Source organism: Flavobacterium chilense (genome assembly GCF_001602525.1).
In the GTDB taxonomy this organism is placed as follows: Bacteria; Bacteroidota; Bacteroidia; order Flavobacteriales; family Flavobacteriaceae; genus Flavobacterium; species Flavobacterium chilense.
The window spans coordinates 399850-410881 of sequence record NZ_LSYT01000004.1; the positions used below are offsets into that span (position 1 = coordinate 399850).

At 37.4% G+C, this 11032-nt stretch carries 6 protein-coding genes; all 6 read left to right on the plus strand.

Going from position 1 to position 11032, the window contains the following annotated elements; all coding sequences use genetic code 11:
* Positions 1–124: 124 nt before the first annotated feature.
* Positions 125–2224: a GDSL-type esterase/lipase family protein gene (locus A4F88_RS12685; RefSeq protein WP_068842974.1), complete on the plus strand. Its 2100-nt coding sequence runs from the start codon at positions 125–127 to the stop codon at positions 2222–2224.
* A 133-nt stretch (positions 2225–2357) separates the two neighbouring features.
* Entirely contained in the window at positions 2358–3569 is a 1212-nt protein-coding gene (locus A4F88_RS12690) for an AGE family epimerase/isomerase (RefSeq protein ID WP_068842975.1), read from the plus strand.
* 162 nt (positions 3570–3731) lie between these two features.
* A complete protein-coding gene (locus A4F88_RS12695) occupies positions 3732–6935 on the plus strand; it encodes a LamG-like jellyroll fold domain-containing protein (RefSeq protein ID WP_082815765.1) in 3204 nt (1067 codons plus the stop codon).
* Positions 6936–7087: 152 nt separating this feature from the next.
* The gene (gene nagA / locus A4F88_RS12700) at positions 7088–8230 is read left to right on the plus strand and encodes an N-acetylglucosamine-6-phosphate deacetylase (RefSeq protein WP_068842977.1); all 1143 of its coding nucleotides are present in this window, start codon (positions 7088–7090) and stop codon (positions 8228–8230) included.
* Positions 8230–9147 carry a DMT family transporter gene (locus tag A4F88_RS12705; protein WP_209442827.1) on the plus strand — a complete coding sequence of 306 codons (918 nt, stop codon included), beginning with the start codon at positions 8230–8232 and terminating at the stop codon, positions 9145–9147. Before nagA ends, A4F88_RS12705 begins: the two co-directional genes overlap by 1 nt.
* 197 nt (positions 9148–9344) lie before the next feature.
* Positions 9345–11032: glucosamine-6-phosphate deaminase (nagB, locus tag A4F88_RS12710; RefSeq protein WP_068842978.1), on the plus strand; the 1688-nt coding region annotated here is incomplete at its 3' end.

An 11032-nucleotide genomic window follows, 5' to 3' on the forward strand; every position in this document is an offset into this window, starting at 1 on the left:
TAAAGTTCACCCCTTTTTACAATTTAAGAGTTAGTTGATTTTTGGTTTTTGAATAAGCCAGGGCGAAGCTATGCGTTTTGCCCGGCTTATAGTTACCACATTTTTAATAATAGTTCTAAGAAAAATGAGAACAAACAATCGAAATATTCATATCGTAATGCTGCTTCTTTTCCTGATTTTAAATCTTGAAATGAGCGCACAAACTCCACTAAAAATTGCCTGTATAGGCGATTCGGTTACGGCTGGTTATCTTTTAGCTAATCCACAGACAGAATCATATCCTTCGCAGCTTCAAATTTTAATGGGCAATCAATATGAAGTCAAAAATTTTGGACACAGCGGCGCCACCCTTTTAAAGAAAGGAAGTACACCTTATTTTAAAACCGAAAAATGTGCAGAAGCTATTGCCTATCGACCGGATATTGCGATTATTCATTTAGGATTAAACGATACTGATCCGAGAAACTGGCCAAATTACAAAGAAGATTTTGATGCTGATTATTCATGGTTGATCGATACTTTAAAAACACAAAATCCAAAAGTCAAAATTTACATCTGCAAAATGACCCCAATATTCAACGAACATCCTCGTTTTAAATCGGGAACAAGAGATTGGTTTTGGCAAATTCAGGAGCATATTCTGGCAATTGCAAAAGCCAATAATGTAAAATTAATTGACCTTCACGAAAGATTATACAATCGCCCTGATCTTTTCCCGGATGCTTTACATCCAGTAAAAGAAGGCGCAACCATTCTGGCGCAAACCGTTTACAGTACTATTACACAAGATTTTGGCGGACTAAAACTACCACCCATTTTCACTGATAATATGGTACTTCAAAGAAATCAGCCAATTGTAATTTATGGAACCGCAAATGGCGGTGAGAAAATAGAAATCACTTTCAACAATCGAAAAGAAATTGCCACTACAAATGAATACGGAAAATGGAAAGCAATTTTCCCTGCCATGAAATCGGGCAAAAATTATCAAATTACGATTGCATCAAAAGAAAAAGAAATCATTTTAAAAAACATATTGATTGGTGATGTTTGGTTTTGTTCCGGACAATCGAATATGGCATTCCCACTTCAAAAATCAGAAAACGGAATCGCTGACGTTAAAAACGCCATCAAAAATACCAATCTTCGCTTATTTCATTTTGAAGCCATTGCCGAAACCGATGAAAAAGCATGGGATTCGATTACTTTGGAAAAGACAAATCAACTAAAATTCTTCTCCGGAAAATGGAAAATCAGTGATTCTATAAGTGCTAAGGATTTTTCGGCCATAGCCTATTACTTCGGGCAAAATATAACACACGAAGAAAATGTCCCAATTGGTTTAATAGAAGTTGCCGTTGGCGGATCTCCCATAGAATCCTGGATCGACCGCTATACTTTAGAACACGATGACAAAGTAGTCGATGTATTGACCAACTGGCGAAAATCTGATTTTCTGATGCTGTGGGTCAGATCACGTGCTGATGAAAATTTAAAAAATGCCAAAAATCCAAAACAACGACATCCGTATGGACCGTGTTATAATTTTGAAGCCGGAGTATCCTATTTTACCGATTTTCCTATAAAAGGAATTATTTGGTATCAGGGCGAAAGTAACGCACATAATATCGAATTGTACGAACATTTAATGCCTGTATTGGCAGAAAGCTGGCGTAAAGCCTGGGGAACTTCCCTGCCCTTTTATTATGTTCAATTGTCAGGAACAGATCGTCCAGCCTGGCCGTCCTTTAGAGATGCACAAACCAGAATTCAGAAAAAAATCCCTAATAGCGGCATGGCGATTAGTATGGATTATGGTGATGCTACAAATGTACATCCTATTCAAAAAAAGCAGGTTGGAGATCGTCTGGCGCTTTTGGCACTGAAGTATACTTATGGAAAAAAGATAACCGCAAACGGACCATTTCCGGTAAAAGCCATTCAAAAAGGAAATCAGATTGTAGTTTCTTTTTCGAATGCCAAATCATTATCTACAGCCAGCCAAAAAGAATTAACAGGTTTTGAATTGGTAACCGAAAAAGGAATCCGAATAGAAAGTGCCGCCACAATTCTAAAAAATCAGGTTTTAATTCCTATTTCAAAAAATGAAAAAATAAAAACTGTTTTATACGCCTGGAAACCGTACACAACAGCAAATCTGGTCAATGAAGCTAATTTACCGTGTTCGACTTTTCAATTGGATTTAGACAATAATAATAATTAAAACACAAATGGCACGAATTGACACCAATTAAAATCATACTCTTTTTTTAAGCTATGTCGCTATGTGTTAAAAATAGGCAAACAAAAAAATCAACACTTAGTAAACATAAATACTAAGTCAAAAAATATATAAAATGAGTTATTCAAATACTGATCTTCTACACCTGAAAGATTTTTATCAGCATCAATTATTAAAAGATACGGTACCGTTTTGGTTTCCAAAGTCGATAGACACCATACATGGAGGTTATTTATTAATGCGTGACCAAAATGGCGATTTAATCGATGATGATAAATCAGTTTGGTTTCAAGGCAGAACAGCCTGGTTATTATCAACACTTTACAATACTGTTGAACCAAAACAAGAATGGCTGGACGGTGCCAAATCCGGAATCGACTTCATCAATCAACATTGTTTTGATACAGATGGAAGAATGTTTTTTCATGTAACCCGCAACGGAAATCCGATTCGTAAACGTCGTTATTATTTTTCTGAAACCTTTGCCGTAATTGCCCTGAGTGCTTACGCAAAAGCCAGCGGAGACAGAAAAATTGCAGAACAGGCACGTTATTTATTTGGAGAATGCATCAAATATTCGAGTACACCGGGATTATTAGAGCCAAAATACACTAATGAACGTCCGTCTAAAGGAATTGGTTCTCCGATGATTATGATCAATACAGCGCAACAAATAAGAGAAACCATTGGAGATCCGCGTTGTGATGAATGGATCACCAAATGGATTGCCGAAATCGAAAATGATTTTGTAAAACACGACATTAAATGTGTGATGGAACAAGTGGCTCCAAATGGTGATATCATTGATCATATCGATGGTCGTACACTGAATCCGGGTCACGCGATCGAAGGCGCCTGGTTCATTTTGCACGAAGCAAAATATAGAAATAACGATCCGCGTTTGATTGCATTAGGCTGCAAAATGCTGGATTATATGTGGGAACGCGGTTGGGACAAAGAGCATGGCGGAATTTTATATTTCTGTGATGTTTATGGAAAACCGGTTCAGGAATATTGGCAGGACATGAAATTCTGGTGGCCTCATAACGAAGTCATTATTGCAACATTATTGGCTTACACCATGACTGGAAACGAAAAATATGCAAAATGGCATAAAATGATTCATGATTATGCGTACAGTAAATTTCATGATAAAGAAAACGGAGAATGGTTTGGGTATTTACATCGTGACGGAACCGTAGCGCAAACTGCAAAAGGAAATCTATACAAAGGTCCTTTTCATTTACCACGTCAGGAATGGTATTGCACACAAATATTAAACGAATATCTTGAAAAAACAGTCAAACATGAAAATCAAAGTTTGTAAAGCGTTGTGCCGTTAGGCACATTCAATCCTGATGTATATTTCTATGTGTTAGAAAAATGACACAAATACGATTCAGCATCTTGACATAAAAACCTGTTTTCCATCAGGTTATTTGTTATCAACCTTATGCTTATTAACCAATTTTAACCAAATATAAAAACTATGAAAAATTTATTACGTTTATTTTGTTCGTGTTTTATGTGCTTATACTGTACCAGCAGTTTACAGGCACAAAGTGGTAAGGTTTTGAACCTCGATGGAATTTCTACTTTTATGACAGTTGCAGATCATCCTGATTTAGACTTCGGCGCAGGCCAAAACAAAACAATTACCTGCTGGATAAAAACAACCACAGCCACAGGAACACCCAGAATTTTTGCCAAACGAAACGGAGCTTCAGGAAACGGCTACGAATTTTGGACAGGAAATGGTAGCAATGCCGGAAAATTTGCGATGAACCTGAGCGGAACCGCAACTCCAAACAATATCAGTACAGCAGGATATTCTGCTAATTCTATTGCTGACGGAACCTGGCATCATATTGCATTGGTTTTGGACGCTTCAAGCAATCGTACAATGTATGGTTATATCGATGGCGTTTTGGCGAATACCGGAAAAACATTCACTTCTGTTACGTCAGATTTCTCGAACGCTTTAAGCTTTGTTGTTGGAGCCACTTCTGATGCCGGAAACAGCTACAAATGGGCTGGTCAGATTGATAATGTACGTGTTTGGAACAAAGCCATGACTGCAACTGAACTACAGGCAGATATGACCGCTGTTGTAAATGCTCCCGCAACAGATCTTCTTGCAGCATGGAATTTTGAAAACATAAGCGGCACTTCGGTTCCTGATGTTTCGGGCAATAATCACCCCGGAACTCTTACAGGATCGCCAACAACATCAAATGCTTTTCCGATGGTTTTATCTTTAGATGGCGTTAATGATTATATGTCTGTAGTCAATCATACTGATTTTAATATAGCTGCTGGTCAGAGTTTAACGGTAACCTGCAAAATCAAAACATCTGATTTTGGAAAACGAATCATAAGCAAACGTCCAGGAGGCGCAGGAATTGGATATGAATTTATCAATAATACATCAGCCGGAGGTGGACAATTTGGAGTGAATTTAACCACAAGTGCCGGAGCGGCGGGGCCTCCATACGGAACATCCAATATAGCTGACAATGTTTGGCATCATCTGGCCATGGTTGTCGATGTTGCTTCAACAAGCTGTAAAATTTATGTCGATGGTGTTTTACAGCAAACCAAAACGTCTGCCAATATTGGCGGAACCAACACGGTTTCGAATACCGGAGATCTATTATTTGGTACACTCAGCACTTTTGCTTCATATATGAATGCACAATTAGACGATATTCGTTTTTGGAATAAAGCAATGACAGCCGCAGAAATCATAACCGATAAAACAGCAATTGTCACCGGAACCGAAGCCAATCTAATTGCAGCCTGGGATTTCGAAAATGTTAGCGGTACAACTGTTCCGGATATTTCGGGAAACAATCATCCGGGAACTTTAAATAACGGAGCAGCGGTTATTGCACAAACCAACGAAATGCAGATTAATTCTGTCTCTTTAGTTCAAACTGAATTACCAACCGGAATTGGAGATACCAATCAGCGTATTATTGCGATAAAAGCTTCTGTGAATGGCACTATAAATCCGCTTACGGTGAGTGCTTTAAAATTTACCATGAACGGAACTACAAATATTTCTGATGTTACCAATATTAAAATTTACTCCAGCGGATCTGCTGCCATTTTTAATTTGGCTACGGCAACTTTATTTGGAAATGTTGCTCCGTCAGGCGGAAATTTGGTTGTAAACGGTTCGAAAGCATTAGTAAACGGCGATAATTATTTTTGGATTACGTATGATGTTTCAGCTTCAGCTACCGAGGGTAATCTTTTAGATGCGACTTGCGAATCGATCGTAGCCAATAGCATTACTTACAATACAACTGCAAATACTGTGACAGGAAATCGCGTTATTTTACTAGCCAACACTTTACTTTTTACACCCGGAGATGCAGGTTCTGCCAGTTATCGAATTCCGGCCATTATTACTGCTGCCGATGGTTCATTGGTAACTGTAACGGATAAAAGATGGAATGGTTCGGGAGATTTAGCGGCTAAAATAGATCCTGTCGTTCGCCGAAGTACAGATAACGGAAAAACATGGTCTGCACCTTTAACGATAGCCAATTTTGGTGCTTCAACGGGAGCGGGCGATGCTGCTCTGGTTTTGGATAAAACAACTGGTGAATTATTATGTCTGGTTTCTGCCGAAAAAGGTTTTTTTGCTTCTACAAATGCAGCTCCAGCCAAAGTTCTCGTAATTCACAGTACTGATAATGGTGTAACCTGGGGAACTCCGGTAGATATTACCAGTCAGATTTATGGACCAAATCCGGGTTGGAAAGGTTTATTTGTCGCTTCAGGAAGAGCACATCAATTGCGTGACGGAAAAATTGTGGCAGCGATTGCTGTTCGCGAAAATGTCTCGGGAGTCGAACATATCAATAATTATATGATAACCAGTGCTGATCACGGAATTACCTGGACAGCATCAACCGGAAGAGCCGAATTAGACGGTGACGAAGCCAAGGTTGTCGAATTAAATAATGGTAATATTATGATGAGTATTCGCAACTCGGGAACACGTCGTTTTAATGTTTCTACAGATAAAGGCGCAACCTGGGGAACGGCTTACAATCAAACCAGTATTACTGACCCAAATTGCGACGGCGATTTTATTCGCTACACTTCTACCCTTGACGGATATGACAAGAACAGATTATTACATTCTATTCCGTTTTCAGGAAGCCGAAAAAATGTAAGCGTATTGTTGAGTACAGATGAAGGAACAAGCTGGGGAACACCAAAAACTATTTTTACAGGAGCTTCGGCCTATTCAAGTTTAACGATATTGCCGGACGGGACAATTGGTATTTATTATGAAAATGGAGAAAACTCTACTTATCAAATGTATTTTGTTCGTTTTAGTTTAAATTGGTTAACGAACGGTTCCGATACATTTGTACCAGCCAATACGAATTCTTTAAGCAAAAAAACAGAAGAAATTAATTCCGGTACTTTAGATTTTGATGTTATGGTTGAACCAAATCCAACCCGTGATATTTTTAATGTGAATATTCAGAATGCAAAAGGAAATGTTGTGCTTAAAATAGTAGATGTTTCAGGAAAAGTAATTCAAAAAATAACCTTAAATAATTTCGAAACAAGCAAAACGTTTTCTTTGGGCAATAAACCTAATGGAATCTATATTATACAAATTAGTGATTCAAATACAACCTTAACCCGCAAAGTGATTAAAAAATAAAGAAAAAACCAGTGGTTCGGCAAATTGTAAAAGGCCGGATTTTAATCCGGTCTAAATAATTTAAAAAATAGAGCAAAGAGTCAATGGCTCGACTAATTTTGTAGAGCAGGATTAAAATCCGGCGCTGTAAAACAATCAAAAGAAAGCAAAAAATGAAACAAGCGATTATCAATACAACCGTGCACACAGGTGATGAGATCATTACCAACGGAGTCATTATTATCGAAAACGGAAGTATTCTTCCTGTTCAAAAAGAAATTCCAAAGGATATTGAAACGATAGATTTAAAAGGAAATCATATTGCAGCAGGCTTTATCGATATTCAGATTAATGGCGGAGAAAGACTTTATTTTAGTCAAACCCCAACCGAAGAAACGATTCAGGATATTTATGATGCCAGTTTAAAATACGGAACGACTCATGTATTGCCGTGTTTGATCTCTTCTTCGCATGAAACGATTCTTCAGGGAATTGAAGCCGTTCGTAATTACATGAAAAAGCATGATAATGGCGTGATCGGAATGCATTTGGAAGGTCCTTTTTTGAATCCGTTAAAACGTGGCGCACATAGTATTGATCAGGTTCGCAAACCAACAAATGCCGAACTCGAAGAAATTATCCGACTTGGAAAAGATGTTATTAAAGTAATTACCATTGCACCGGAATATTTTACAGAAGAACAACTAAACATGCTGATCGAGAGCGGTATCGTAATCTCGATTGGACATTCGACTGTTACGCACAAAGAAGCGCAGGTTTATTTTTCGAAAGGCATCAAACTTGTAACTCATTTATTTAATGCAATGACACAATTCGGACATCGCGAACCGGGTTTGGTAGGTGCTGTTTTTGAAAACGAAAATGTCTATGCCCCTGTTATTTTAGATGGTGCACATTGTGATTATGCTGCTGCAAAAGTGGCTTATAAACTCAAACAGGACAAATTCTTTTTGATTAGTGATGCTACCTTTTTAGGACGAAAAGTAGCAACTTTTAAATGGGACAATTTTGATGCACATCTTGACAATGGTTTTTACCGAAATGACGATGGTAATCTGGCCGGAGCAACAATTTCAATGTTAGAAGCCGTTCAGAATGCTTACAACCATTTAGAAGTTTCAGTAGATGAAGCGATCAAAATGGCAACTTCACGAGTTGCAAGTGCGATTGGTTTAGAAGACCAATTCGGGAAAATAAAAGCTGGTTTTCCGGCAAGTTTTGTTCAGTTTAATCATGATTTATCTGAGATAGAAACCTTGAATTTCTCTAAAACTTCAACTCTTGCTTCAGAATAATGATAAAAGAAAAAATGCTTCCGATTACTGCTAAAATCAAAGAATTCAAAATCATTTTTGCCGGAATATTATTTTCCTTTTTATGGGCATCTGCATCCACAGCCACCAAAATTGGATTACATGCTGCTCAGCCTTTTGTGATTTCCATTTTCAGATTTATAATAGCCGGAAGCATTATGCTTTTAATTTCACATATCGTAATGGCAAAACGATTTCCACAAAAAAAAGAATGGATCCAAATCAGTATTTATGGTTTGTTCAATATTACTTTTTATCTGGGATTGTATGTCATTGCCATGCAAAAAGTATCCGCCGGTTTGGGAAGTTTAGCTGTAGCAACTAATCCTGTTTTTATTGTTTTGATCTCAGCTGTTTGGTTATCGCATAAAATCAAGTTCAAAAACATTCTTAGTTTAATCCTTTGTTTTATAGGTGTATTTTTAGCGGCTTATCCTTTATTACAAAGCAGTTTTGCAACTCCCGGCGGCATACTTATTTTAGTTACCAGCATGATTGCGTATTCATTAGGAACTATTTATTATTCCAGACAAAACTGGAACGGATTACACATTTTAACCATCAATGGGTGGCAAACTATTATTGGTGCTGTATTTCTGCTTCCGGTTTTATTTGTAACCTATCAATCTGAAAAGAATGTTTTTAATCGTGATTTTTGGTTTTCGACCTCATGGTTGGCAATTGCGGTTTCTATTGGCGCTGTTCAGTTTTGGCTGTATTTACTCAAAATCAATCCTATAAAAGCTTCGTATTGGCTTTTTCTGTGTCCGATTTTCGGATTTCTAATTGCCTATTTTATGGTAGATGAACCGCTTACTTTATATACGCTTTTTGGAGTTGTATTCGTCATCATCGGATTGTACACTACTCTTTCTTCTGAGAAAAAAATAAAAACATGAACTGAGCATATATTTTCTCTCGCAGATTTTTTTTTTAAAATCTGTGGTTCTGAAAATAAAACACTTAGAAAAGTAAATCACATAGCTATGTGAATTAATACAAGTGAAACGCCTGTGCAGGCAAAGAAAAGCTATGTCTCTATGTGTTAAAATAATATGGATTAACAAATAAAAATAACCAAATAAAATTTATAAAAATGGAAACTGATTTAGAAACCAAACCTGATATCAGCTATAAAAGTGCGGGAAAGTTTGAAGAAACCAGATTTGAGAAAATCCACAATGAAATCTTCAGAAATTCAGCAGAAGCTTCTATAATTGTAGCGCAGGAAATCGCGCAATTAATTAGATCTAAACAAGAAAAAAACAAAACTTGTGTATTAGGTTTAGCAACAGGTTCTTCTCCTATAAAAGTCTATGAAGAATTAGTGAGAATGCACAGAGAAGAAGGACTAAGTTTTAGCAATGTGATCACTTTCAATCTGGATGAATATTATCCAATGAGCAAAGAGAACAATCAGAGCTATCATTATTTCATGCATCAGCATCTTTTTAATCATATTGATATCAAACCCGAAAATGTTAATATTCCCGACGGAACTGTACATATTGATGAACTGAATCAATATTGCATCGACTACGAAATGAATATTAAAAATGCCGGAGGACTCGATTTTCAATTATTAGGAATTGGACGTACAGGTCACGTAGGTTTCAACGAACCGGGATCACACATCAATTCAGGAACCCGAATCATTACACTGGATCATATTACAAGAGTAGATGCTTCATCAGATTTTAACGGAATAGACAATGTTCCTAAAAGAGCGATCACGATGGGTGTTTCAACCATCATGAGATCTAAGCGTATTGTACTGATGGCCTGGGGACAAAACAAAGCCGATATCATCAAGAGAACCATTCAGGGCGATATCAGTTCAGAAGTTCCGGCAACCTTTTTACAAAATCATCCAAATGCGACCTTCGTATTGGATCAGTCTGCAGCATCAGAACTAACCCGTTTTAAAACCCCTTGGTTAGTAGGAGAATGCATCTGGACGCAAGAATTAAAAAGCAAAGCGATTGTTTGGTTGTGCCAAAAAACAAAACAATCCATATTAAAATTAACAGACAGAGATTACAACAACAACGGAATGTCTGATCTTTTGGCACAGGAAGGTTCTGCTTATGATCTGAACATTAATATGTTCAACGTTTTGCAGCATACCATTACAGGATGGCCGGGTGGAAAACCCAATACCGATGATTCGCATCGTCCGGAAAGAGCCAATCCGTCAAAAAAACGAGTGATCCTTTTTAGTCCGCATCCTGATGATGATGTGATTTCTATGGGAGGAACTTTTTCAAAATTGATAAAACAAGGCCATGATGTACATGTTGTATATCAAACCTCCGGAAATATAGCTGTTACAGACGACGAAGCCTTAAAATTTGCTGAGGTATCGAGTGATTTTATAACAGATGAAAAAACAAAAATCAACTTCAAATCAGTCATTGAGTTTTTAAACAACAAATCCGAGAATCAGATTGATTCTCTGGAAGTTCGAAAATTAAAAGGATTGATCCGAAGAAGAGAGTCTTATGCCGCAACGAGATACATCGGACTCAAAGATGAGAATACACACTTTTTAGACCTTCCGTTTTACGAAACAGGACAGGTTAAAAAGAATCCTCTGGGAGCAGAAGACATTGCGATTGTAAAAGAAATTATCGACAGAATAAAACCACATCAGGTTTTTGCAGCAGGAGATCTTGCCGATCCGCACGGAACCCATGAAGTATGTCTGAACGCGATTTTTGCAGCCATGAAAGAACTCAAACATCAAAAATACATGGATGATTGCTGGTTATGGTTGTACAGAGG

Coding starts and splice junctions, on each gene's coding strand:
- nagA (WP_068842977.1), top strand. CDS start 7,088: ATGAAACAAGCGATTATCAATACAACCGTGCACACAGGTGATGAGATC.
- A4F88_RS12685 (WP_068842974.1), top strand. CDS start 125: ATGAGAACAAACAATCGAAATATTCATATCGTAATGCTGCTTCTTTTC.
- A4F88_RS12695 (WP_082815765.1), top strand. CDS start 3,732: ATGAAAAATTTATTACGTTTATTTTGTTCGTGTTTTATGTGCTTATAC.
- A4F88_RS12690 (WP_068842975.1), top strand. CDS start 2,358: ATGAGTTATTCAAATACTGATCTTCTACACCTGAAAGATTTTTATCAG.
- A4F88_RS12705 (WP_209442827.1), top strand. CDS start 8,230: ATGATAAAAGAAAAAATGCTTCCGATTACTGCTAAAATCAAAGAATTC.